Origin of the sequence: Paenibacillus sp. FSL L8-0502 (assembly GCF_038593055.1) — a bacterium.
GTDB classification, from domain to species: domain Bacteria; phylum Bacillota; class Bacilli; order Paenibacillales; family Paenibacillaceae; genus Paenibacillus; species Paenibacillus polymyxa_D.
This window is the reverse complement of record NZ_CP151958.1, coordinates 3,670,922-3,693,638: the sequence shown is the minus strand read 5'-3', so window position 1 is coordinate 3,693,638 and position 22,717 is coordinate 3,670,922. Positions and strand designations below refer to the sequence as shown.

Annotated in this window: 27 protein-coding genes and 1 tRNA gene; 20 read left to right on the top strand and 8 right to left on the bottom strand. The window is 43.9% G+C overall.

Annotated elements, in window-relative coordinates:
* Nucleotides 1-17 precede the first annotated feature (17 nt).
* The 7 genes from NSQ57_RS15975 (at nucleotide 18) to NSQ57_RS15945 (ending at nucleotide 8,188) form a co-directional block, all read left to right on the top strand.
* Nucleotides 18-977 carry a sugar ABC transporter permease gene (locus NSQ57_RS15975; RefSeq protein ID WP_023989418.1) on the top strand — a complete coding sequence of 320 codons (960 nt, stop codon included), beginning with the start codon at nucleotides 18-20 and terminating at the stop codon, nucleotides 975-977.
* Nucleotides 978-998: 21 nt separating this feature from the next.
* Nucleotides 999-1,622: a DUF624 domain-containing protein gene (locus NSQ57_RS15970; protein WP_029517727.1), complete on the top strand. Its 624-nt coding sequence runs from the start codon at nucleotides 999-1,001 to the stop codon at nucleotides 1,620-1,622.
* 28 nt (nucleotides 1,623-1,650) lie between these two features.
* Nucleotides 1,651-3,171 carry an extracellular solute-binding protein gene (locus tag NSQ57_RS15965; protein ID WP_029517726.1) on the top strand — a complete coding sequence of 507 codons (1,521 nt, stop codon included), beginning with the start codon at nucleotides 1,651-1,653 and terminating at the stop codon, nucleotides 3,169-3,171.
* Nucleotides 3,172-3,342: 171 nt separating this feature from the next.
* A complete protein-coding gene (locus tag NSQ57_RS15960; RefSeq protein ID WP_318627874.1) occupies nucleotides 3,343-4,704 on the top strand; it encodes a glycoside hydrolase family 28 protein in 1,362 nt (453 codons plus the stop codon).
* Between the two features lie 23 nt (nucleotides 4,705-4,727).
* Nucleotides 4,728-5,612 (top strand): prolyl oligopeptidase family serine peptidase, encoded by an 885-nt coding sequence (locus NSQ57_RS15955; protein WP_029517724.1) that lies wholly within the window; start codon nucleotides 4,728-4,730, stop codon nucleotides 5,610-5,612.
* A 25-nt stretch (nucleotides 5,613-5,637) separates the two neighbouring features.
* Nucleotides 5,638-6,594, top strand: a complete 957-nt coding sequence (locus tag NSQ57_RS15950; RefSeq protein WP_029517723.1) for a pectinesterase family protein — start codon at nucleotides 5,638-5,640, stop codon at nucleotides 6,592-6,594.
* Between the two features lie 16 nt (nucleotides 6,595-6,610).
* A complete protein-coding gene (locus NSQ57_RS15945; protein WP_340932632.1) occupies nucleotides 6,611-8,188 on the top strand; it encodes a glycoside hydrolase family 43 protein in 1,578 nt (525 codons plus the stop codon).
* A 60-nt stretch (nucleotides 8,189-8,248) separates the two neighbouring features.
* Here the strand turns inward: NSQ57_RS15945 and NSQ57_RS15940 are convergent, their stop codons facing one another.
* Nucleotides 8,249-9,136, bottom strand: coding sequence for a LysR family transcriptional regulator (locus NSQ57_RS15940; protein WP_029517721.1), 888 nt, complete (start codon nucleotides 9,134-9,136; stop codon nucleotides 8,249-8,251).
* A gap of 118 nt (nucleotides 9,137-9,254) precedes the next feature.
* Here NSQ57_RS15940 and NSQ57_RS15935 point away from each other — a divergent pair, with 118 nt between their 5' ends.
* Both NSQ57_RS15935 and NSQ57_RS15930 read left to right on the top strand, forming a co-directional pair.
* Nucleotides 9,255-10,280, top strand: coding sequence for a putative sulfate exporter family transporter (locus NSQ57_RS15935; protein WP_069010298.1), 1,026 nt, complete (start codon nucleotides 9,255-9,257; stop codon nucleotides 10,278-10,280).
* A gap of 239 nt (nucleotides 10,281-10,519) precedes the next feature.
* A complete protein-coding gene (locus NSQ57_RS15930) occupies nucleotides 10,520-12,064 on the top strand; it encodes a GH25 family lysozyme (protein WP_029517719.1) in 1,545 nt (514 codons plus the stop codon).
* 71 nt (nucleotides 12,065-12,135) lie between these two features.
* Here NSQ57_RS15930 and NSQ57_RS15925 read toward each other — a convergent pair whose 3' ends face one another.
* Nucleotides 12,136-12,402 (bottom strand): DUF2642 domain-containing protein, encoded by a 267-nt coding sequence (locus tag NSQ57_RS15925; RefSeq protein WP_025719729.1) that lies wholly within the window; start codon nucleotides 12,400-12,402, stop codon nucleotides 12,136-12,138.
* 168 nt (nucleotides 12,403-12,570) lie between these two features.
* Here NSQ57_RS15925 and NSQ57_RS15920 point away from each other — a divergent pair, with 168 nt between their 5' ends.
* Nucleotides 12,571-12,699, top strand: a complete 129-nt coding sequence (locus tag NSQ57_RS15920) for a hypothetical protein (RefSeq protein WP_013371969.1) — start codon at nucleotides 12,571-12,573, stop codon at nucleotides 12,697-12,699.
* Between the two features lie 189 nt (nucleotides 12,700-12,888).
* Here the strand turns inward: NSQ57_RS15920 and NSQ57_RS15915 are convergent, their stop codons facing one another.
* Both NSQ57_RS15915 and NSQ57_RS15910 read right to left on the bottom strand, forming a co-directional pair.
* Complete coding sequence (locus tag NSQ57_RS15915; protein WP_029517718.1) at nucleotides 12,889-13,119, bottom strand: hypothetical protein; 231 nt, start codon at nucleotides 13,117-13,119, stop codon at nucleotides 12,889-12,891.
* Nucleotides 13,120-13,231: 112 nt separating this feature from the next.
* Nucleotides 13,232-13,897, bottom strand: a complete 666-nt coding sequence (locus tag NSQ57_RS15910) for a cupin domain-containing protein (protein ID WP_165149139.1) — start codon at nucleotides 13,895-13,897, stop codon at nucleotides 13,232-13,234.
* 457 nt (nucleotides 13,898-14,354) lie between these two features.
* On the opposite strand from NSQ57_RS15910, the gene NSQ57_RS15905 reads away from it, so the two are divergent.
* From NSQ57_RS15905 to NSQ57_RS15880, 6 genes are all read left to right on the top strand, one after another.
* Nucleotides 14,355-15,008: a cell wall hydrolase gene (locus NSQ57_RS15905; RefSeq protein WP_340932626.1), complete on the top strand. Its 654-nt coding sequence runs from the start codon at nucleotides 14,355-14,357 to the stop codon at nucleotides 15,006-15,008.
* A gap of 183 nt (nucleotides 15,009-15,191) precedes the next feature.
* Nucleotides 15,192-15,542, top strand: coding sequence for a hypothetical protein (locus tag NSQ57_RS15900; protein ID WP_029517714.1), 351 nt, complete (start codon nucleotides 15,192-15,194; stop codon nucleotides 15,540-15,542).
* Between the two features lie 31 nt (nucleotides 15,543-15,573).
* Nucleotides 15,574-16,560, top strand: a complete 987-nt coding sequence (locus tag NSQ57_RS15895; RefSeq protein WP_340955927.1) for a ketoacyl-ACP synthase III — start codon at nucleotides 15,574-15,576, stop codon at nucleotides 16,558-16,560.
* Nucleotides 16,561-16,761: 201 nt separating this feature from the next.
* The gene (locus NSQ57_RS15890) at nucleotides 16,762-17,310 is read left to right on the top strand and encodes a GNAT family protein (RefSeq protein ID WP_029517712.1); all 549 of its coding nucleotides are present in this window, start codon (nucleotides 16,762-16,764) and stop codon (nucleotides 17,308-17,310) included.
* Nucleotides 17,311-17,443: 133 nt separating this feature from the next.
* Entirely contained in the window at nucleotides 17,444-18,547 is a 1,104-nt protein-coding gene (locus NSQ57_RS15885; RefSeq protein WP_029517711.1) for a glycerol dehydrogenase, read from the top strand.
* Between the two features lie 186 nt (nucleotides 18,548-18,733).
* Nucleotides 18,734-18,949 carry a hypothetical protein gene (locus NSQ57_RS15880; protein WP_013311038.1) on the top strand — a complete coding sequence of 72 codons (216 nt, stop codon included), beginning with the start codon at nucleotides 18,734-18,736 and terminating at the stop codon, nucleotides 18,947-18,949.
* A gap of 72 nt (nucleotides 18,950-19,021) precedes the next feature.
* Here the strand turns inward: NSQ57_RS15880 and NSQ57_RS15875 are convergent, their stop codons facing one another.
* Both NSQ57_RS15875 and NSQ57_RS15870 read right to left on the bottom strand, forming a co-directional pair.
* On the bottom strand, nucleotides 19,022-20,053 hold the full coding sequence (locus NSQ57_RS15875; RefSeq protein WP_342425017.1) for a glycosyl hydrolase: 1,032 nt from the start codon (nucleotides 20,051-20,053) through the stop codon (nucleotides 19,022-19,024).
* Between the two features lie 31 nt (nucleotides 20,054-20,084).
* Nucleotides 20,085-20,363 (bottom strand): hypothetical protein, encoded by a 279-nt coding sequence (locus NSQ57_RS15870; protein ID WP_342425016.1) that lies wholly within the window; start codon nucleotides 20,361-20,363, stop codon nucleotides 20,085-20,087.
* Nucleotides 20,364-20,716: 353 nt separating this feature from the next.
* Here NSQ57_RS15870 and NSQ57_RS15865 point away from each other — a divergent pair, with 353 nt between their 5' ends.
* The 3 genes from NSQ57_RS15865 to NSQ57_RS15855 all read left to right on the top strand — a co-directional run bounded on the left by NSQ57_RS15865 (nucleotide 20,717) and on the right by NSQ57_RS15855 (nucleotide 21,526).
* On the top strand, nucleotides 20,717-20,899 hold the full coding sequence (locus tag NSQ57_RS15865; RefSeq protein ID WP_029517708.1) for a hypothetical protein: 183 nt from the start codon (nucleotides 20,717-20,719) through the stop codon (nucleotides 20,897-20,899).
* Between the two features lie 52 nt (nucleotides 20,900-20,951).
* Nucleotides 20,952-21,278 (top strand): YnfA family protein, encoded by a 327-nt coding sequence (locus NSQ57_RS15860; RefSeq protein ID WP_023989398.1) that lies wholly within the window; start codon nucleotides 20,952-20,954, stop codon nucleotides 21,276-21,278.
* A gap of 95 nt (nucleotides 21,279-21,373) precedes the next feature.
* The gene (locus NSQ57_RS15855) at nucleotides 21,374-21,526 is read left to right on the top strand and encodes a hypothetical protein (RefSeq protein WP_322251737.1); all 153 of its coding nucleotides are present in this window, start codon (nucleotides 21,374-21,376) and stop codon (nucleotides 21,524-21,526) included.
* A 75-nt stretch (nucleotides 21,527-21,601) separates the two neighbouring features.
* Here the strand turns inward: NSQ57_RS15855 and NSQ57_RS15850 are convergent, their stop codons facing one another.
* Together NSQ57_RS15850 and NSQ57_RS15845 are read right to left on the bottom strand one after the other, a co-directional pair.
* Nucleotides 21,602-21,790: a hypothetical protein gene (locus tag NSQ57_RS15850; protein ID WP_023989396.1), complete on the bottom strand. Its 189-nt coding sequence runs from the start codon at nucleotides 21,788-21,790 to the stop codon at nucleotides 21,602-21,604.
* Nucleotides 21,791-21,919: 129 nt separating this feature from the next.
* Nucleotides 21,920-22,078 carry a hypothetical protein gene (locus NSQ57_RS15845; protein WP_013311032.1) on the bottom strand — a complete coding sequence of 53 codons (159 nt, stop codon included), beginning with the start codon at nucleotides 22,076-22,078 and terminating at the stop codon, nucleotides 21,920-21,922.
* A 236-nt stretch (nucleotides 22,079-22,314) separates the two neighbouring features.
* Between NSQ57_RS15845 and NSQ57_RS15840 the strand changes: the two genes are divergently transcribed.
* Nucleotides 22,315-22,400 (top strand) — tRNA-Leu (locus NSQ57_RS15840).
* Nucleotides 22,401-22,717 lie beyond the last annotated feature (317 nt).

Here is a 22,717-nt window from a genome sequence, read left to right as displayed (position 1 = left end):
TGAAGGAGGTCGAACTAATGAAAGTTTCAAGTGTCCCCGCACCAAACATGAAAATGAAAAAGAACAAAAGAACGACGGAAAGCCTTTTACGAATGCAGAAACACAAGCTGCTCTATCTAATGGTTTTACCCGGACTGGTATACTTCATTATTTTTAAGTACTTTCCTATGGGGGGATTGGTGATTGCATTTCAGGATTATCAAGCTTTTCAGGGAATCACAGGCAGTCCATGGGTAGGCATGAAGCATTTTATTCGTTTGTTTACCGAGCCTACGTTTTTTATGCTGCTTCGCAATACGCTGGTTTTGTTTGCATTGAACATTGTAATCTTTTTTCCATTGCCCATCATTTTGGCGCTTATGCTGAACGAAGTCAGGAAGATGTTCTTTAAGAACATTATCCAAACCATTATCTACATCCCGCACTTTATGTCATGGGTTATCATTGTTTCGATTTCTTATGTATTCCTAACCGTAGACGGTGGGGTGCTGAATGAAATGATTGCCGCGCTAGGTGGTGAGAAGATCAGTTTCTTAACTTCTCCGCAATGGCTGCGAACAGTCTACATCGGGCAAGTGATTTGGAAGGAACTGGGATGGTCTACCATCATTTATCTATCTGCGATTACAGTGGTAGATACGCAATTGTATGAGGCAGCAGAGATGGACGGAGCTGGACGCCTGAGAAAGACATGGCACGTTACCTTGCCTGCGATCCGCCCAGTCATTATTACATTGTTAATTTTGAAGATCGGTAGCACGTTGGATTTGGGCTTTGAGCATATGTATCTGCTATTGAACTCCTTAAACCGCGAAGTTGCCGAAATCTTTGACACTTACATTTATACTGCGGGCTTAAAGAATGGACAATTAAGTTTTAGTACAACGGTAGGGCTTTTTAAAGGTGTGGTAGGTTTAATCCTGATTATGGGCTCCAATCGACTGGCCAAGAAATTTGGTGAAGACGGCGTTTACTAATGACGACGGGAAGGATGCAAAATGGTGCGGTTTGTAGAAAACATGAACAAATGGTGCATGCGCCTGCTGCGCCTGGTCTACCTTAACTTGCTTTGGACGGTTGCGACGATTCTGGGCTTGGGTTTTATAGGCGTTGGGCCTGCAACCGTTGCTATGCTTAGTATTTTAAGACAGTGGATTCGGGGCAATGAGGAAGTCGCCATTTTCTCGACGTTTGTACGTTACTTTAGAGAAAGCTTTAAAGAAGCAGCCATCATTGGGGGGCTTTACAGCCTTGTGGGTTACGTGCTCTACGTGGATATCGTCAACGTCTCGTCCTGGTATGTTCGTGTGGTGACGCTTATTGGAGCCTTTTTGTATCTTATCTCTTTGGCCTATATTTTCCCGCTGCTGGCTCACTATGATTGGAGAGGCATCAGACTGAAGGTCAAGATGTCGATCGTGATTGGATTTTCGTATTTACAATACACGCTTGTTCTTTTTGTAGCCATTGTCGTGCTATTTGCATTGATTCTAGGCTTGTACCCAGGAATTCTAACTTTTGCCGGAGCAAGTATTATGGGCTATCTCGTGATGTGGATGACGCATCAGGTATTCAGCAAAATAGAGCGAGAGGTTCTGGTGAAAGAGGAAGATATGGCATGAATATACAAACAGAAAAGGAGCAAACACGATGAAAAAGGGAATCACGACGAAAAAGGGAGTATCAGGCCTTCTTGCTGTACTAATGGTCATGAGTGTTTTTTTAGCAGCTTGTGGTGATAAGGGGGGAGAGGATCAAAGCGGCCAAACCTATGATCCGAAATCCAAACTGGAATTTACCTGGTTAAACGTATTGCATACAGCTTCTCCGCCTACAGAAACGATCAAAAGCAAAATTGAAGAATACACCAATTCTAAAATCACGTTCAACTGGGTGCCGGATGCTTCCAAAGAAGAGAGAATTACCACCGCACTGGCTTCTGGTGAACTGGCTGATATGGTGACGCTGACGATGATGACTAACTCTTCAGTGCGTAGTTCATTGAAATCAGGACTATTCTGGGATGTAGGAAAGTATTTGGATGATTATGAAAATTTGAAGAAGATCCCGCCTGAAGTGCGAGAAGCCGCATCCATTGAAGGGGTACTGTATGGCGTTCCGTTCCAGAAGAATCTGGCTCGGGCAGGTCTGGTCATTCGTCAGGATTGGCTGGATCGCTTAGGATTGAAGGTGCCGACGACACTGGATGAGTTGTATGAAGTTGCGAGAGCGTTTACAGAAGATGATCCGGATGGGAATGGAAAAAAGGATACGACTGGATTTGTTGACAGATCGGATCTACGCTACAGCAGCTTCAAAACTTTAAGTTCCTACTTTGGCACACCTAATGGCTGGAAAGTAGATGAAAGCGGAAAGTTTACGCCGGAATTTGATACTCCCCAATATTTGGAGACCTTAAAGTATTCGAATAAGTTATACAAAAACGGATATCTCTCTAAAGACTTTGCTGTAACCGCTAAAACGGACCAGCAGCAACAATTTGCACAAGGTAAAGCAGGTATTTATACAGGCATGATCGATATCTCTAACCTCAGAACTTTGTCCCAAGGCCTGCAAAAGGGGCTGAAGCTGGTACCAGTTAACAAGATTTCGAATGGAGATGGCAAATACCACGTATGGTCTGAGGGAAGCGGGGTAGGAGGTTTGCTGGCATTTCCGAAATCCGAAGTAAAAACAGAAGCTGAGTTGAAGAGACTGCTGCAATTTGTAGATGATTTAATTGACAAAGATGTATATATGTATATGACCGGTGGTATTGAAGGCACTCATTATAAAATCGAAAAAGATGGAGCCTTCAAAATTACGAATACAGATTTGTGGCAAGCAGATGTTCAGCCATTTTCAAGCTCCAGACCAAGTGAAGTGACTTATAACTTAAAAGATGCCAATCCAGAAAAGGAACTGGCTAATGAATTAGTCCGAGAAAATAATGAATTTGCTGTTCTGGACCCGACCGTGCCACTGGATTCAGTCACCGCTAATGAGCAAGGAACAGAGCTGGAGAAAATCATTACCGACGCCTCCTTCAAATTTATTATGGGTGAGCTTGACGAAGCCGGATTTAAAGCAGCCGTAGAAAACTGGAAAAACTCCGGTGGATCACGGATTACTGCTGAGTATGAGGAAGCGTATAAGAAAACGAAAAAATAAAGATATAGGTTGAGCATGAGTGTACATGAATTGCCACTACGCAGGCGGAAGGTGCTTACCATCGCTGACACTTGTCCAGCACCATTCCGCCTATTCCGTTTTCCAGTGTATTTTCAAGCCCAGTCTATAAATCATTTTCGTATTCACAAAAAAAAGACAGGAGAGAACGAAATGCAATTGTATAACATTGTAGAATATGGAGCAGTTCAGGATGGCACGACGTTGGCTACGGGAGCGATTGCGGCTGCCATTGAAGCGGCCAGCAATGCTGGAGGAGGAACCGTTGTTGTTCCGTCTGGGACGTATCTGACAGGTGCTATCTTTCTGAAAAATAACATTGAACTACATGTAAGTCCTGGCGCAATTCTGTCCTTCAGTACGGATCTGGCTGATTACCCTGTAGTGGAATCCAGATGGGAAGGCGTTCAGCGGGAAGTGCATGCGTCATGCATTTATGGACAGAATCTTGAGAATATTTCAGTTACAGGTAGCGGAACGCTGGATGGAAATGGTCAGCCGTGGTGGGAAAAGCACCGAAATCATCCAGAGGAGTTACAGTATCCGAGACCCAAATTAATCAGCTTTGACCGTTGTCAGCGGGTTACCATTAAAGATGTTATGTTAAAAAATTCCCCCAGTTGGACTGTGAACCCCATCGCTTGCTATAACGTTACGATTGATAATTTGTCCATTCTTAACCCGGCGGACTCCCCCAATACGGATGGCATTAATCCTGAATCCTGTTCCAATGTTCGTATTAGCAACTGCAATATAGATGTGGGCGATGATTGTATTGCGATCAAAGCAGGGACCGAAGATACACAAGAGCGAATTCCATGTGAAAATATTACGATTACCAACTGTACGATGGTGCATGGACATGGCGCAGTTGTACTGGGGAGCGAAATGAGTGGTGATATTCGTAATGTTACGATCAGCAATTGTGTGTTCAAGCAAACAGATCGGGGTATACGTCTGAAATCCAGACGGGGACGTGGCGGAATCATCGAGGATATCCGCGTCAGCAACATTGTGATGGAGGAGGTCATTTGTCCATTTATTCTGAACCTGTATTATTTCTGCGGCCCTCGGGGCAAAGACAAATATGTGTGGGACAAAAATCCCTATCCGATTACCGATGAAACCCCGTGCTTTAGACGAATTCATTTTTCCGATATTACAGCACGACAGGTTCATGCGGCTGCTGGATTCTTATACGGACTAGCAGAACAATATATTGCTGAAATTACATTCTCCAATATTGATATTTCTATGGCTAAAAATGCAATTCCCGGTCGTCCGGCCATGATGACAGGGATCGAAGATATGAATAACCGTGGTTTTTATCTAGGTAACGTGAGGGATATTCGTTTTCAACAGGTGACGATTGAGAATCATCAAGGTCCTGCCTTTTATATTGAGAATGGGGAAGACGTTGAAATCAATCGTTGCCATTCGAAGAATACAGCTCAGCCCGAAAAGCTGATAGAACAAGTAACGATACAACCTTCTGAACAAAATAGGATGAATTAGGAGGACATGAAAGGAGGTACAACGTGGATAAATTACAAGCATTGTTGGGAGACCTTCCGGCAGATCGCCCTATAACGGCAACTCTGTTGAATGAAGAAGAGCGTGAGGGGTACCGACTGGAGTGTCTCCTGCTGGACTTGAACGGGATCGAATCTGTACCCGCTTATGTAGCTACACCCTTGCAAGGGAACGGTCCGTTTCCAATGGTCGTTTTTAACCATTCGCATGGGGGCAACTATACGAATGGACGTAAGGAACTGCTCCATAGCAGCTCTTACTTGCAGCAGCCCTCGTTTGCTACAACCCTGACAGACATGGGGTACTGCGTATGCTGCATTGACATGTGGGGCTTCAATGAACGTGGGGGCAAAACCGAAAGCGAGCTGGTAAAGGAAATGCTCTGGCAGGGCCAAGTGCTGTGGGGCATGATGCTGTATGATAACCGTCGCTTGGTGGATTATATGTGCCAGCGTGAAGACATTGATGCTTCCCGTATCGCAACAATCGGTATGTCGATGGGCGGACTCATGGCATGGTGGATGGCTGCGTTAGATGAACGGATACAGGTTACGGTTGATATTTGTGGACAGGTAGATGCCCATACGCTAATCGCTAAACGGGGATTGGACCATCATGGCTTTTATTCCTATGTCCCCGGCTTGCTGAAGCATTTTACCACCCTTGATATTCAAAAGCGGATCGTACCTCGTCCACGGATGAGTATAACAGGTCAAAATGACCGGATGTGTCCTATTGAAGGAGTCGAGCATTTGGCAAAAGGGTTGCTGGAAGCTTACCAGCAGGCAGGTCACCCAGAGCATTGGCAGCCTGTGATTGCAGGCGGTGGACATATGGAGACGCTGCAAATGCGCACGGCGTGGCAGACATTTTTAGCCAAGCACCTGTAAATCAAATGAAAGGATCGGGGTAATCATGCTAGTTGGAAAAGAATCCTTTTGTGATTTCCATACGATTCAGGAGGCAATTGCTGTATTGGAGCAGTCGGCTTCCAATGAAATGGAAACGTTAACTATTTTATCAGGTATTTATGAGGAAGAGGTGCGAATTTACCGTTCGTATCTTCATATTATAGGCATCGGGCAGGTAGAGATTCGAATGAATCGGTATGCCAAGGAGCGGAATGAAGCGGGTGAGGAAATAGGGACCTTTGCGACACCCACTTTATTTTTAGGCGGTAGCCATCTGATCTTGGAAAATCTCACGATTTCCAACACGGCAGGACAGGGAGAAGCCATTGGGCAGGCCGTTGCGGTATACGCTCATTGCGATGAAACGGTCTTTAGAAACTGTACCTTTAAAGGGCACCAGGATACTTTATTTACAGGCCCTCTACCTCCTGCACCGAAAGAACGACTCCAGTTTGGTGGAATCCATTTGAAGGAGCACCATAGACACTATCGGCAGCTCTATCAGCATTGTTATATAGAGGGTACGGTGGACTTTATTTTTGGTGGGGCTACCGCTTATTTTGAAGATTGCGAAATTCGCAGTTTACGCCATCATGAGAACCAAACGAGCTACGTCACAGCCGCCTCTACGCCGCAAGGACAAGCGTATGGCTATGTATTCAACCAATGCTACCTAACTGCAGAGCCTGATATTACCCCGGTTTTTTTGGGCCGTCCGTGGCGGGAATATGCCAAAACCGTATTTGTCGATTGTAAAATGGGCGATCATATTGACCCACGTGGCTGGGACAATTGGAACAATGTTGCGAACGAGAAAACCGTCTGTTATCAGGAATATAACGGACCCGATGAAGTTGCTACGTTACGTAAGCAGCGTGTTCCGTGGGCGGATTGTTTTGAGGCGGGAACAGAAGCATGGAGCAAGGAACAGGTTTTTGCTGAAGTCACATTTTGGAAGTAAGGAGAAGTGAGGTCTCATGATGATCCAAAATCCCATATTAAAAGGCTTTAATCCCGATCCGTGTATTACACGAGCCCTGGATACTTACTATATTGTGGTGTCATCGTTTGAGTGGCTGCCTGGAGTACGGGTGTACCAGTCCAAAGATTTGGCCCATTGGGAGCACTGCACAGATATTTTGACCGATCAGGTTGACTTAAGAGGTAATCCTAAAAATTGCAGTATTTGGGCACCACAGCTTAGTTATGCGGATAACCTTTTTTATCTGCTCTATACGGATGTGAAAAGCACCAAACGTCCGTTCAAGGATGTTCATAATTTTGTGATGACGGCGCCTACGATCCAAGGACCGTGGTCGGAACCCGTTTATCTGAATAGTAGCGGATTTGATCCGTCTTTATTTCATGATGATGACGAACGCAAATGGCTGTTGAACGCATTGTGGGATTATCGCATGTTGGAAAGCAATAAATCTTCCGGTATCGTCATGCAGGAGTATGATAGCAAGCAACAACAGCTCATTGGGGAGCCTGTTAAAATCTTTGATTGTACTCCTTTGAAGAAAACAGAAGCGCCTCATATCTACAAGCAAAACGGATATTATTATCTTGTTACAGCGGAAGGCGGAACGGGTACGGGGCATGCCGTTACCGTAGCACGCTCGAAGCAAATAACCGGACCATATGAAGTAGACCCGCACAACCCGATGCTTACATCACGTGATCGACAGGATTTCCCGTTACAATGTGCAGGACATGGCAGTCTTGTACAAACACCGGACGGCGAATGGTACATGGCTCATTTATGCACACGTCCGGTAGAGGGGAAATATGCCATTTTAGGACGGGAAACAGCCTTGCAGCAAGTGTACTGGAATGATGAAGGCTGGCTGCGATTAACCGCGGGGGGCCATACGCCTCAATTGGAGGTGCCTGCACCTCAAGGGACAATTTCGGTTAAGCAAGAGCAAAAGAGTAATATTTTCGAGGATTTTTTCGAGGGAGCCCTATTAGATAAAACGTGGAACACATTGCGTATCCTAGCGAACGAGAGCTGGTGTTCATTAAGTCAGCGCCCGGGCTATCTTCGAATCCATGCTGGGGAATCCATACAAAGTCTGTTCCAGCATCACGTGCTTGCCATTCGGCAAACAGATCATCATTTCCGGGTAGAAACAGCACTGGAGTACCAGCCAACAAGCTATTTGCAGATGGCGGGGCTACTACTGTACCTTAATGAAGAAGATTATTTGTACGCCTATATTAGCTATGAGGAAGGACAAGGGAAGGTACTACGCTTGATGCGATGTGAAGCCAATACATTTACTTTAGTTCCCCAAGCGATTACGCTTCAGGACGATCTTCCTATACATTTAGCTGTGGAAGTCCATGCATCCCACGGGCAATTTTATTATGGAGTCGGAGATAGACCTGCTTGGAAGCGACTTTTTGAAATGCAGGATATCAGCTTTTTATCCGGTGGTTTTACAGGGAATTTTGTAGGTATTGCTGCTCATGATATGCAACAGTTCCAAGGAAGCTACGCTGATTTTTCTCATTTCTTATATCATGGTATGGATCATCTTTCTTCATAAAAAATATTATAATGATGAATGCTGAAAGCACCTTTATGGGTGCTTTTTTGTTTATGCACGTTATCTTTTCACATTATAACTTCGCAAAACCTCCAAAAAAGCGGTGCATGCTTTCGTCTCAAATACTGCAGAAGGGGTCAGAAAAGAAAATTTCCGAATGAACGGGAGATTGAGAATATCCAATACTTCTAATGTTCCCAAAGCAAGTTCCTTCTGAATGACCCATTGGGACAGCAAAGAAATCCCCAAGCCTGCTTCTACAGACTCTTTGATGATCTGTGTACTGCCAAAATTCATCATATGAGAAGGATAAAATCGAAGCTGTGCAAACATCTTTTCAGCCGCCTCCCGGGTTCCAGAGCCTTCTTCCCGCAGAATCCAGATGTCCTCATGCAGCTCATTTATATCCACTTGAGATTTACCAGCCAAACGATGATTTTGCGGAACGACGATATACATTCGATCATCAGCAAATGATTCAATGTGTAGATGGTCATGCTGAAATTCTCCTTCGATAATCCCCACATCCAGTTGATTATGGATCACGAGCTTTTCAATTTCCAATGTATTGCCGATGGTAATGGAGGGCTGAATGAGTGGATACTGGATTCTCATTTGCGCAATCACATGCGGCAGCACATATTCGCCATACGTGTAGCTTGCACCAATAGACAGGTTACCCTTTGCCGTATGCATTAGCTCATCCACCAAGTACTGCATACGTGTATGGAGTCGGATAATCTCCTGGGCATGATGATACACAATTTCACCTGCTTTGGTTAAGCGCACATATTTATTACTACGCTCCAGGAGACGGGTTCCTACGCTACGTTCCAGCATTTGAATATACTGACTTACCGCAGGTTGGGTCATGTGTAATACCTCGGCAGCTCGTGTGAAGTTTTGTTTCTCTGCGACCCTAACAAATACGATTAAAGATTGGTCCAAAGCCCATTCCTCCAAATTTATTATATCTATTTACTTATTATCATAATTATAATGATTTATTTTTCTTATGACAAAAAACATATTAAGCTGGATGTATGTAGAATTGGAGGGGTTCACCATGAATAGTCATACACAACATACCAAATTATTTTCGAACAGAGGGCGATTATTCCAGCGTATATTTGGCATTATCCTAACGATGTTATTTGCTTTGGCAGGCTACGGTCTGAACGAATTGCCAGGCTTTCATTATGTAGGTCCATTGGCTTGTGCCATGTTTCTCGCTATTCTGTACCGACAGTTGTGGGGATACCCTGAAGCTGTGCGCTCAGGGGTTGAGTTTTCAGCAAAGAAAATACTACGCGGAGCGATTGTGTTATTTGGGCTGAAGCTGAATATGGATGTTGTCATTCATCATGGACTGGGTTTACTTTTGCGTGATGTGGGCACCGTTGTATTTTCCATCTTTTTTACGGTTTGGCTGGCAAAACGTTTCAAGGCAGATGCTTCGCTTTCGCTTCTTCTTGGTATTGGAACAGGAGTTTGCGGTGCAGCAGCGATTGCAGCGGTTTCTCCCTTGTTAAAATCCAAAGATGAGGATACAGCCATAGGAGTAGGACTCATTGCCTTGGTTGGTACGATATTTGCCATTTTGTTTACCGTGCTTCGACCCTGGCTTCCTTTGACGGATATGCAATATGGGATCTGGTCGGGCGTCAGTTTACATGAAATTGCACATGTGGCCTTAGCTGCAGCGCCTGCCGGACAGGATGCTCTTGCAATGGGCTTATTAGCCAAACTGGGGCGTGTTTTCTTGCTCATACCGCTCAGCTTTGTTTTAATGGTTTGGATGAAACGAACCGGAAAAATTCGTACAGATGCTAAAGTGGAGTTTCCCTGGTTCCTCATCGGCTTTATGGCTACAAGTGTTGTGGGCAGCTATGTTTTTGGAAAATATATTGTAGTTCCATCTAGTCTGACAAACGGAATTTCTCAAGTTACCACCTTTATGTTAACGATGGCTATGGTAGGTATGGGGCTGAATGTGAGCTTTAAGGCTTTGCGAGAGAAAGCAATGCTTCCCTTACTGGTACTGTCTGTTACCTCGATTATTCTTATAGGTTTAACATTTTTAACAGTATGAACATGAAGTATTCGTTTGTGATAAGATTGCTAGTAAACCAGATTAATAAAACTGGAAAAAGCTCTGCTTGCTATATAGCTGGTAGAGTTTTTTAGTACTTTTGTATGATAAAACTGAAATATGTACTGAATCAATCGTAACTTTTTACATATGATTCGCGTCTATCAAAATGGAGGTCCTGAGAATCATAGAGTGCAAGAATTTCATAAGCGAAAATATAGAGAATGGTAGGGTACATAATGAAGAAAATTTGTTTATTTGCTTTTTTGTTTCTGTTTCTACTAGCATTTCCAAGAGAGAGTCACGCTGCCTCTTCGAGTTCACATCTTCAGTTAGACGGTAAAGATATAAGTGTTGGCAAAGGTGTTCAGATTCAAGAAGTAAAGGGGAATATACTGGTTCCACTCCGTCTCATTGTAGAGGAATTGGGTTATAGCGTGAATTGGGAGTCCAAGACAGGGACCATAACTATACATAAGCAAAATCTTAACCTCAGTCTTCAGGTCAACAATCCCATGGCCTCTGTTAATGATCATCAAATGGGATTGGCTGTAGCGCCTTTGCTTAGAGAGGGGACGACTTATGTTCCGCTTCGCTTTGTATCCGAACAGACAGGGGTTGATGTGGTCTGGAACAACGAGCTTAAAACCGTGTTCCTGACGACTCCACCTGCTTCAAGCGGGAATAGCGAGTCCACTCATGATCATTCTGCTACTCCAGCTGTAAGTAATCCTAAAGAGAGTGCGCGCACGGCTATAAACCAAATTAGCTTCGCTAATCACCAATTGACTATAGCTGTTAATGGAAAAGTAACCCCCAAAGTAACTACGTTGACTCATGCAGACCGTATTGTTGTAGACATACCGGATACAAAGTTTGCTGAGGAATTTCTAGCATCGCAATCATTTGACAATAGTGGACAAGGAAGTTTTCCAGTCACAGAAGATCCAGATGTTTCCCAAGTAAGATATTCCATGTTTAGTACAACTCCCGCATCGGTACGTATTGTGGTTGATCTTAATAACAGCACACCTTTTCATATACTCAATGCAGATGATGGTAAGGTTGTTATAGCATTGGATCAGGAAACGGAGGAGCCATCAACTACCGAGAACGTTTTACCTACCATACCTGTTGCACCTGTGATTTCTTCCGATGGACACGCGCAAGGGATTGACGTCTCACACTATAATGGCAATATTGATTGGCAGCAAGTGGCAGCGGCAGGTAAAACATTTGCTTTTATTAAAGCTACAGAGGGCACAAAATATCAAGATAATCAATTTTTGATAAATGTACAGGGTGCCAGAGAGGCTAACATCTTGGTTGGCGCTTACCACTTTTTGAACGCAACTACCGCGGATGGAGCTCGTCAGGAAGCTGCTAACTTTGCTAGGGCTCTAGATTCAGCAGGAGGCAGGCTGGATCTGCCCCCTGTGATGGACTATGAAAATAACCCCAAAGGTCTTACTCCTGCACAAATTAATGAAGTGGCTCATGCCTTTTTGGATGAAATGGAGAGGCTTACCGGACGTCAGCCGATCGTATACACGGGTAATGTCTTTGCTTCCAAGTTTGATCCTACATTTTCTATGTATAAACTGTGGGTAGCCCGATACAGCACTACGCAAAAGCCGACCGCGGTTCCAGCTTGGAATAACTGGTGGGCTTGGCAGTACAGTAGCACAGGCAGTGTTCCGGGTATTCGAGGCCAAGTGGATTTGGATGAATACAACGGAACGATAGATGAACTCCGGGCTTCACTTGGAGGAGAGCTCGATTAGCATAATCATATCATGATCAATCCTCGCGAATCCGGAATAGGATCTGCGAGGATTTTTAATGTCTGTTTTGTTTAGTTGGGCATGATCCATACGATTTCGCTGATTCGAACAAAGAATTTTTTCCCATATACATCTAAAATGACATGGTCGGGCTTACAATCAACTACGCATCCATCAATTCTGCCACGAGTGGTCTCAAGTACAACGTACTTGCCGATCACCGATTTTAATGTTTCTACGACGTATGGATCTACAGGGTGCACCACGACGTGATGAGAGGTAGGATGGTGAGGAAAAGGTTGATTAACGTTGTAATTGAGCATTTGATTTGAATTCAATTGCTTCACTCCTTCAAGATTAGTTGTGTTATCCTATGCTCCTGCCTAGGAAAGGTGTAGGCTAATGCCCATCAGCGAAAACATTCATAACATTGCCAAAAAGCCCGGTCCATAGGAAAGCTCAATACATAAGCTATGTTGTACCTTGAATTGAAGGAGGCAATGACCATGAGTGAATGTGAAAGAGGTTGTGGCGGCGGTTCAGTAGGAGGCTACCCAGGAGTTTGGACATCGACAGGAGCTATTCTGGTACTGTTCATTCTGCTCGTTATCATTACGAAGTCTTTATGGGTTTAATTTAAAATGAGTAGCTTAACCCCCCATCGGTATATAACTGATGGGGGGTTAAGTGTTTTAGAGGATGGAATAAATGATAAAACACCTCAAATAACAGCGTACAAGCCCTACACAAATGGTGCCGGGCGAGACAGCTGTCATTTGAGGTACATTGGCATCTATAGACAGGAACGGACAATGGGTCAGGGATTAAATTAACGCAATCGCCAGCAGGGTGAACAGGCTCAATGTTAAGATTTGATTCCCATACCCGTAGCCAGGGTAAAAGGCAGACGTTTGTACACGTCCGTTCCGTTCTGTTTTTAAGTACACATTATTACGATCCACATCCATAATGGTTCCTTCGTACTGTTTTCCGTCCATGGTGAGAATACGCACCTTTTTATTCATGCAGTTCAAACAGTTGTAGTAAGCGTCCATTCCATCACCCCCTCTTATACATTGGCATTTTATGAGAGGGACGGTCTTATGGTAACGGCGAACATACAGGGAAAAGGTATTCCCTCGAACTTAGGACCTGACTAGAGTTAGCCTATTCTTGATAGGGATTAAAAGAGAAGCCAGGATATCCGTTAGTATAGGCGTAATCTCTTTGGGGGACGGCTTGATAGTGTGGTGAAGTATCAGCAAGCCTCACATGTATCCCAGGTTTTCGGGGGGGCTGCTGCTTGCAGTCATTGGGAGGACCGATGATGACAGGCTTTTTAATAGGGACGAGCGCTTCCTGAACCTTATTCTCATCCAGGCAGTAAGTATGAGCCATAATGTTATTTGGCGTTAGGCGCAAAATGTCAGATCCCAGTATAAATTCAGGGGTCGGGGCATCAAAAATCGTCAACAAATGAGTGTTATCCATCGTGGCGACCAGATAATGCCACCATCCTTGAGGGACGTTAGCCACTTGGCCAGGTGTGATCGGAAAATGCCGTAACTCGCGGGTAAAGGGGTTAATCAGTGACACGGTTACGGCTCCAGAGATGCAGTAGACCAGTTCTGTGGCATTTTGATGATAGTGAGGCTCCACAACATTAGCAGTGCTGAGGCGAATATCCAGCAGCGATACATTTGCCAATGTATTCAGCTGCTGGATCGACAGCTCGTTGATCGAATTTTGAGCATCCTTCTGAAACAAAACATTGTCTCTTAAATCATAGGTGAATTGTACAGTAGGAGAGGTGTAATCCATATATGAATTCACGCGTCGTTTCCAGCCTTTCTGTTATTCGAAATTTGAGGATCGTACGCTACTCTATGCATACGCCCATATATGTGTGCGCGGAAATGTGATTTGAATTCATAGAAATCAGGCTTCGGTCCCGGGTAAGTTAAAGCGAAAAATAGCGAAAAAAGTCACGTATTCAAGTGTATCCAGAACATGCTCCATTGCTTTTAATACACGTCATTCCTTTAGGGATGGCGTTTTATTTGCTTGGGTAGTCTTAGGACCAGAGCCGGATGATACGTAAATGCGGCTTGTGGTATACTGCAACGGACGTGTGAAAGCATGATTGTCCCATTCCGTATGTAGCCACGCGTCATTTCTGCAGCTAGGCATAAGTTATGTCATAAGAAACATCATCGGATAAACGTCCCTGAGTTGTACAGGCCGGAATGGTTGCACCGGACAGAACATGAAAGAGGAGGTTGTCTGGAATATGAAAAAATTATCTATTTTAATCCTGTCCTGCGCATGTATGTTAGGTACTGTATTTTCAGCCGCACCAGGACAAGCACAAGCACAATCGTCAGCTTTGAAGAAAGGGGTTCAAAGCGAACGGGTGCTGGAGCTTCAACAGCAGCTTCATTCGCTCGGTTATTTCAAAGCCGGGTTTACTGGGTACTATGGTTCTCTGACCAGTAAAGCGGTGACTCGTTTTCAACGGGATAACGGTCTGACACCTGATGGAGTAGCCGGAGCGGCTACACAAGCCAAGCTGAAATCCTTCGGTAAGGTGCGCGTAACCGCGCTGGATCAACTGGCTCGTATCATTTATTCTGAGGCGCGCGGAGAATCGTTTGAAGGTCAAGTGGCTGTCGGCGCTGTCGTATTAAACCGTGTTCAGTCCGGCGAGTTTCCAAGCTCGATCCCGGACGTTATTTTGCAGCCTGGCCAATTCACCGCTGTACAGGATGGACAATACCGCCTGAAACCCAACAAGACTGCGTACCGCGCAGCCAGACAGGCACTTAATGGTGCTGATCCGACCAATGGGTCCTTGTTTTATTACAACCCGGCCATTGCCACAGCCAAATGGAGTAAAAGTCGCCCGGCTGTCATCTCACTCGGTCGCCATACGTTTACGAATTAATTTCACATGAGAATACGCAAATTTCTAGCCGTCAGTTGCTTCTTTAGGAGCAGTGACGGTTTTTTATATTCGCAAATTTGTAATATTTTAGTGGTGATTTATCTGATTTAATATTAAAAATTCTACCTATTATTCCGATACTCTTAATAGACAAAAAAATGAAATTAAAGGAGTCTTTCTAAAATGAGTCAACATCCTTACACTATCGAAGTAGATCAAGCCATGAAAACGGTACATATGGCGGTGAATGGAGTGTTTAGCCAGGAGGAGTATGATAGCTTTGTAAAAGATTATGTAGCCAAAACCTCATCCATTCAGGCGTCCAGCTTTACACTCAAGGTAGATTGTACCCAGATGGCACTTTTGGGTCCGGGAGAAGTGGAAAAATTGAAGGGCTCATTTGTACGTTATAAAGAAACCGGATTTGCCAAAGTAATCTTTGGTATCAGCCTTCAACAAACCATTATTAAAATGCAGCTTGGTCGAGTAGCACGCGAAGCAGGATTAAACAACGTAGATATTGTTGTACAATAATGCGCTGACGTATGTGTAAGGGGGAAGCCTGATGAGCCATATCAAAATAAAAGCACTGGGTGTGTACCATCCGTCCCATTCGTTGGATAACGAATACTATGTTCGCCATTTTGACGAGCGGGGCAAGGATATTCGACGTTTCATGGAGCATATGGGCAGAAGACAGCGTTATATCATTGATGACCCGAACGAAAACGGTTTAACCATGGGAATTGCGGCTGCACAAAAAGCTCTGGAACAGGCTGGTATGACAGGCCGTGACGTGGATATGATCGTGTTCTCCACTCAAGTTCCTGAGTCACTGTTTCCGATGAATGCCTTGTTTGTTCACCATGCGATTGGGGCCAGACATGATGTGGCCGTGATGGATTCCAACGCGAATTGTGCAGGGATGACAGTCGCTGTCGATCAAGCCAGTCGGTCGATGTTATCTAATCCTGACGTGCGGACAGCGCTTATTATCGGGTCGGATTATAATTCACTCATTTCCGGTCCGGAGGATGAGATTACTTATGCGAACTATGGAGATGCTGCATGTGCGGTTATTTTGGAGCGTACAGAAGAAGACACCGGATTTATAGATTCTATGTATTTTACGGACCCAGTCAATATAGATAAAATTTTGTACCCGGCTCAGGGATTAGCGGCAACACTCCAAAGGAATGCTCCCGGAAAATATATTCAGTGGCTTCCGTTCGATGCTAATATGGCCTTGCCTCCTACATTTGATCTGCTTGAACGCATTTTAAAAAAGAATGGGCTGTCGCCTCAGGATGTACGGGCTTATTGTCTGTCTCAGTTCTCGTTAGCAAATGTATTAAAGATTCAGGATCACTTGGAGCTAGAGGATACCCAAATGATTTATGTGGGTGATCGATATGGTTACACAGGAACCAGTAGCCCGTTCATTGCTCTACATGAAGGTATTGAATCGGGTCGTATCCGGCGCGGTGATTATGTGCTGTTCTGGACGATTGGAGCTGGGTATCAGCTGGTTGCTATGTTGTTTAAATATTAGTTATGCGAAGACCTTGCAGCTGCAAGGTCTTTTTGTGTATCACACAATGACAATTGTAATGATTTGGTTGTGTTATGTTTGATTATTTTGTAAAATTTAAACATTGAATTCATAAGGGAGAGCTTATATTGCGGACATCGGATAGCATGATAATTATGACAGAAAACATAGCACACATTTCATAATAGGAGCTGAAGGGTCATTAAGATCGAAAATTTATTTTATGGAGAACGAATAAAGCTGGCCGCAGTCAGGGAAGAAGATGCCGAAGTGATGTTCAAATGGGGTGAGGATGCGAAGTATCTGCGAAATGTAGATACGGATTTAGCGCTTCCTTACACGTTGAAACAGATGGAGTCAGAAGGATCTCCCAGATCTAACGAGGTCTATTTTCGATTAAGAACATTGGCAGATGATGTCCTGATCGGATTTGTTGCTATCCACGGGATTGAGTGGAATAATCGCAGCGGACAACTGGCAATAGGTATAGGTAATACGGAGTACCGTGGCAAGGGCTTTGGGGCAGAAGCTGTAGGTCTCATTCTTCGGTATGCGTTTTATGAGCTCAATTTAAATCGGGTCGGCTTGGATGTGATTGAGTACAATACACAAGCGATCCGAACTTATGAGAAGGCGGGGTTCCAGCTTGAGGGTAGAGTTCGTTCCGCTGTTCTTCGTGATGGCAACAGTTATGATCGTATCATGATGGGTATCCTGTATTCTGAATGGAGCTCGACTGTTCAAGTATAATAGATACACAATTTGTTCATAAAATATTCCATAATAAGCCTTTTAATAATGTGAAAAGAGGTTTATAGTTAAGGGGTCACATGCCCAAATGGTTATTAATTTGAGTATGAGTCAAAGCTGAGGAGGAATTTACATGGCAAACGTTGTAAGATCCATCACTTCACCCAAGAAATTTATTTCTGGACAAAATCTGCTCTCGTCGTTAAATGACTATATTAAGGATTATGGCGATAAAGCCTTTGTTATCTGCGATGAGTTCATACTTGAAAGGGCCCAAAAGGAGGCAGGCGCTTCAATTGAAGCAGCTGGTAACCAAGTGGTCTTCGAGAAATTCCAATATGAATGTACAAAAGAAGAGATTGATCGTAACCGCGAATTGGTGCGTAAACATGGTTCGAACATTATCATAGGCATTGGCGGGGGAAAAACATTGGATACCGCTAAGGCAACGGCTTATTATGAAAAGCTGCCTGTTGTTATTTTCCCAACGATTGCTTCTACAGATGCTCCTTGTACCGCGCTTGCGGTTATATACAAAAAAGATGGCTCTTTTGATGAATATCTGTTCCTGCCTACTAATCCAGACGTTGTACTGGCGGATACAGGCATTCTGGCAGCAGCGCCTGCACGTTTCTTTGCAGCTGGAATCGGTGATGCACTGGCCACTTATTTTGAAGCTCGTGCTTGCTATCAGGCCAACGGGGATAACCTGGTTCTGAATAAGCCTTCCACTACAGGGCTGGGACTTGCTCGTCTTTGTTATGATACGTTGCTGGAAAATGCTGTGAAGGCCAAACGTGCTGTGGATCGTAAAGTATATACTCGTGCGGTGGAGGATACGATTGAAGCTACCATTTATCTGAGCGGTGTTGGTGCAGAATCAGGTGGATTGGCAGCAGCACACGCCATTCATAATGGTATGACGGCTGTTCCTTCGCTTCATAAAGCACAGCATGGTGAGAAAGTCACATTTGGTTTGTTAACCCAGCTAGTGCTGGAAAATGCACCGAAAGAAGAACTGGAAACCGTGATTAAACTGGTTAAGGATGTAGGTCTTCCATTGACACTTCGTGACTTGGGTGTAGAGGAATTTGTTGAGGCTGAATGGCGCCAAGTGGCTGAAGCTGCTTGTGCATCGAATGATACAATGGTCAACATGCCGTTCCCGGTTAGTCCTGCTGACGTGTACAATGCAATCATTGCAGCGAATGCAATAGCAGAATCCTATCAAGAATAGTTTCTTCCTAAATCACGAAAATGGGTTTGCAAAAACGGGTCTGTCACATCACTGGCAGACCCGTTTCGTGTACGTGCACTACATGAGAAACGAAAGAAGGATACCAGGGACTTATATCCTATCTTGTTCTGACCGATATACATGTAACAGGGAGATTAGGTTGGTTACACAGCAGGAGGAGATTTGATGTTGGTGCATGGTAAAACACGTAGGGGCAACTTGTACATCCATATGTCCAGCGGTTTTCACAAAATTGGAGATTATCGGGAAGAATACTCTGTAGCACCGGGTGATCGGCTGATGTCTAGACTGTCCAAGCGGATCTACACCATTGTATCCGTACATCTTGGAGAAGAGGCATATGCCGATATTGATCTAGAAGAGGTTATCAGGAATAGTTAGAGAACTTTATTTGGATTTTGGTATAAAAAAGCTTTCACTTTGCTTCTAGAGCGAAGTGAAAGCTTTTTTCTTTCAGTCCAGAGATTCATGAAGAAGGTCTCGTGTAATGATATTATTTTGGTTCATAAAATGTCTGATTGCTGCTTGTGAATTGGTTGCCGACAGTTCCTTACCCCATGTCATGGCATAGGCCCAGGCTGGCTGGTTCTGCAGCACCTTCGCACTCGGCAGAATATTACTTTCTCCGATTCCCATAGGCTTGCCTTGCGCAAGCTTTAGTAATTCGGTATAGTAAGAGGATTTGTAATCATTGTTATAGATATCAGCTGCTAGAATATCTATCCGGTTAATACCTGGGAAGGAAAGATCATAAGGAGTGCTATATGCGTTTGGGGCATTGGGACTCCACACCCACAACAGGTTATCCAGATGATGGACATGAGTAAATCGATCATACATTAAATTCCACAACTTAGCGTAATTTTGCTTGTTTCCCCACCAAAACCAGTTGCCGTTCATTTCATGATAGGGCCTCCATAAAACAGGTACATCCGCGTCTCGTAAGGTCTTAAGGGACAAAGCCACCTCATCCAGATCGGCGATCAGTTGTTTATATTGCGGGGTACCTGGCGTGATGTAACGATTAAATTCAGCTTGAGTAATTTTTGCTTGTACGTTTTTCCACGTTTTGGGTTTGCCCGGTAGCGCCTGATGGAAGGTAACAGCTACGATTCCGCCGCCCCGACTCCATTGGATAGCACTATTCACAACATGCTGACGTTGTTCTCGTAGGGCCGTAAGAGACTGATTGGCTAATCCTCCAAACTCATAGCCGTGAAGCCCTGCGTATTGTCCGCTGATTTGTTGAAGCTTGTTATTTTGTTCATCCGGTGCCTCTAAGTAATCATGCTGCCCGGAAATTAGCATACCATCCGGTACATTAGATAGGTAGGCAAGTAATTGCTTGGCTTTGGCAGAGGCCTGAACATTAATTGGCGGGGCGGCATCGGCAACAATGAACGATTGCTGAGAGCCGCTGAAGAGTAAAACAAGCATTAGCAGTAGCACCCTCTGTAACCAAAAACGTGTTGAGTGAGATTTCATGGCGCTCCTCCTTTGATGCATGGTAATGGGATTAGTATTTTTCTTTTTGCTTTCTAAGCTGTATATAGGCACCAATAATAATCACCAACAGACTAATCATGGCCCATCCATTGAATTCCTGTGAGTGTATCCAGTTGTCCCATACAAGGAAGCCTAAAATTACAACGAGCAAACTCATTGTGAGATACATTTTGGTTTGTGCTGGACGTTGAGTGCGTTTCGAAATCCAATGTATGATGCCGAAAACGATGGCTGCCTGAAATAAAAATATACCCATTATCATTAAACTTGCTATAAAGATTGGGGACATCGGTATCCTCCTCCTGGGTTTACAAACAGAATATGCAGGTTGTAAACGGAATGTGGATTCTTGGATGTGAATTTAATTGCAAGTTGAGTAAACAATTGAGCACTGGTTACGATCTTGAACAAGTTGACTAAATTATACCATAACTACCGTCCTGCAATGAAAGACGTCTAAATACCCACTCTACCTTGATTCGACATCAGACTTTATATTCAGCGAAATATTGACATAAGGGGGTACACTTCACATATATGAAGATGCAATCAGAAATATGTGGTAAGTATATACATAAAAGCAACGCGAAATCGACGGAAAAGTTTGGTATGATTAAAGTGGATTGAAAAGGAGGTACTCTTATGAATGAAGAAAACAGACCATTCTCTAGATCGGCAGATGCTGAAGGAGCAAAAGCGAACTTTGATGCCAATCAGCGGAAGCTTCACTCCGAGGGAGTGCCTAGCTTATGGCGTCAGGTCAGCAACCTGCTGATTCTGGTTGGTGTGATTGCATTGATTATCATTTTAGGTCGAGTGCTCTAATGAGATATCCAAAAAAATCAAAAAGAATTTGAAGAATTAGGGATGTGAAATGGTGCTAAAGGCAGCTTTACTTTTTATATTGGCTGGCATCGCTGAAATTGGAGGAGGATATTTGATTTGGCAGTGGCTGCGGGAAGGGAAGACATGGTATGTCGGACTTTGCGGCGGAGTAATTTTAGCTGTGTATGGAATTATTGCTACCTTTCAGGTATTTTCCTCCTTTGGGCGTGTATATGCAGCATATGGTGGTGTCTTTATTGTTCTTTCCATTGCATGGGGCTGGTGGATTGATAAAAAGACACCCGACTTGTACGATTTCATTGGTGGATTGATTTGTTTGGTCGGTATAGCTGTAATCCTGTTTCCGCGATCAGGGTGATAGGACGAAAAACCCTTTTTTATTTTTAAAAACATGACTATAGGTCTACAAAAACAAGCTTCATATTCCGAAATAGAACTTAAGGAGGGGGTTCTATGAACTGGAATCAAATGAAGCTTAAATTGAAATTTGGCAGTACCATGCCAAAGAATGAAGGTAATTTCTCTTTTGGTATCATGTGTGGACTCTTAATCAGCATCGTGCTGTGGATCTCGATCATTGGCTGGATCATGCTGATCTTTAAGTGATTTTACGAAATCGCTGTACATATCAAAACAAATGCATTAAGGGCTACTTTAAACCTATGTCCTATTACCCATGCTTTATTTTGTGAAATCGTTACGTAACTTGTCTATCCCGCGACCTATGGCTTCATCAATCATATCGGTAGCAGCAGGTGTATCTGCATCAGTGTCAGGAATGCGATTAAATCCTGGCTCGCGCTTGTCCAGGGATTGTTTATGTTCAATTTGATCGTCAGTACGATTCTTTTCAGAGTTATTATCTCTCATAGCACATCACAGCTCCTTTTATTAGGTAAATTCAGCTTCTATACTTTACATAAACGTTTGTACTCCAGACTAAACGTTGATAAAAATAAAACCGGGGGGGAGTAATCCCGCCCGGCACTTCCCAAACAACTAGCGATGCTCAATCAGATCAATCGCTCCCAGAACAACATGAGCCAGTCCGAAACCGAGAATGCCTGTAGCTGCAAGTTTGTACTTACTGCTCAGCAACACAGCGCCTGAAGCCGATACTACCGTTCCAAGAACAGCTGGAATCATACCTTCACGCATTCGTAACACCCCTTCTGGTAGTTTGGAAAGACGTTTATTAGTGTAATTCAAATGTGCATAAGTTATACAAAAAGAAAATTTTATTATTTTTTTTAAAAAACACTTTACAATCCGATGAAATTATCGTATTATATGTTGGTGCCCGGTTGAACGACATTTACATAGCGAGAACACTTCTGTGTTTCTCAGATACTTGTAAGACAAGTAAGTGTAAAGAGTAGCGTTCCTAAGATTATGCCGGGGTGGCGGAATTGGCAGACGCACAGGACTTAAAATCCTGCGGTAGGTGACTACCGTACCGGTTCGATCCCGGTCCTCGGCACTATCGTTTTTCTTTTGGATCCCTTGATTATCAAGGGGTTTTTTATTTTTTAGTGATTGAAATCCTCGCTTCCATATCACAGGATCACAGGGAGTGAGCGCCTTTTTCGCTCCTGGGGACGGATTGGGGACGAACTTTTGGATCGAAGACATCTAGGTGTGCTGTTGTTTTACGACTAAGCTTCTTGGTGATGTGAGCATAGGTATCTGAAGACACCTGAGATGTGGAATGTCGTATCGATGTTGAATCTCCTTGATAGATGCTCCCTAGCCAAGCAAATACGTTGCATTTGTATGGCGGAGATCATGAAGTGATAC